The organism is Erysipelatoclostridium sp. An15, from assembly GCF_002160675.1.
Taxonomy (GTDB): Bacteria; Bacillota_I; Bacilli_A; order Erysipelotrichales; family Coprobacillaceae; genus Thomasclavelia; species Thomasclavelia merdavium.
The window spans coordinates 1-1,319 of record NZ_NFLA01000109.1 but is presented as its reverse complement, the minus strand read 5'-3'; the positions used below and the strand labels follow the sequence as shown (position 1 = coordinate 1,319).

General features: G+C 30.3%; 1 protein-coding gene and 1 rRNA gene. Both read right to left on the bottom strand.

Features of this window, described 5'->3' with window-relative positions:
• Positions 1–649: 649 nt before the first annotated feature.
• Complete coding sequence (locus B5E92_RS15220; RefSeq protein ID WP_087303547.1) at positions 650–958, bottom strand: PTS lactose/cellobiose transporter subunit IIA; 309 nt, start codon at positions 956–958, stop codon at positions 650–652.
• Between the two features lie 254 nt (positions 959–1,212).
• Positions 1,213–1,319 (bottom strand): 5S ribosomal RNA (gene rrf, locus B5E92_RS15215); the annotation flags it as partial.

Here is a 1,319-nt window from a genome sequence, read left to right as displayed (position 1 = left end):
CAGGAAGGTCATATCGAACAAAGGATAAGATATCCATGATTGAGGATGATGATCATAACAACCAGAACTGGTGAAAATTAAACTAACACTTTTGGTAAATTTTATATTGACATTAACAAAGGAAGAGTTTACAAATACTATCCTATCAAAGCACAGGAATTATATGAGTCAAGAAAGAATGCCATCGTAAGACGATCCATGATACGAATATCTTTAACTATATTGAAGAAAAAACAAGATTACACTGGTCCCCTGAACAGATTACAAACAGAAAGAAGAAATTTCGATATGTTCGACTTCTACAATTTATCGAATGATTCATAGAAAGCAAATGAAAATTACTATGGAACATTTAAGATGAAAAGATTATTTTAAACGTCCGTCAGAAAGGAACAAATGAAAATACAAATGGATTGCTTAAAGAATTTTATCCAAAAGGAATGGATTTATCAAAAGTAGAGAAAGATGAATTAATCTACAATTTAACACTGATGAACAATCGACCAAGAAAATGTATTCAATATAAAACACCCAAAGAAGTCATGTTTGGTATATAACTTACATTAGGTGTAGCATTTAATTTGCCGAATTTCCTATACAAAAAAATACTGCTCCTAGAAGAGACAGTATCTTTAATTTTGGTAATTAATTATCCAATTTTTTTATAAACATCAATAAATTCTTGAGCTAAATCAATTACAACTAAAGCAGTCATTAAATGATCTTGTGCATGTACCATTAATAAGTTTAATGGAGCTTTTTCTCCTCTGATTTCAGCTTGAATTAATTCAGTTTGAGAATGATGTGCTTCATTTACTGTTTCTTTAGCTTGTTGTAAAGATTCATCAGCTTTAGCTAAATCTCCAGCTTTAGCATATTGAATAGCTTCGATAGCAGAGCTACGTGCACTACCACTGTTTACAATAAGATTAATTACAACTTGTTCTTGTTCATCCATTTTGATATCTCCTTACTACAATGAAATTTTCAGATCTCTATCTGCTTTCTATATTATACTAAAGTATAGCTATCATTTCAAGCGGTTTCAGGGATTTTCAAAATTTATAAACTGACATTTTATTCTTTGTTTTTTTAAAATTTATATAATTTTTCATAATTTTTTTATCTATATTTTATAAGTAAATAAATATAAAAACACCTAAAAAAACCGAATCAGGAAGGATCCGGTAAACAAAAACAAAAAAAAAGAAGAACCGGCAGCTAGCTATTGTTGCACGTAAGTACTATCGTCGCCGTTATGATGCTTAACTTCTGTGTTCGGAATGGGTACAGGTGTGTCCATCATGCTATCGCCACCA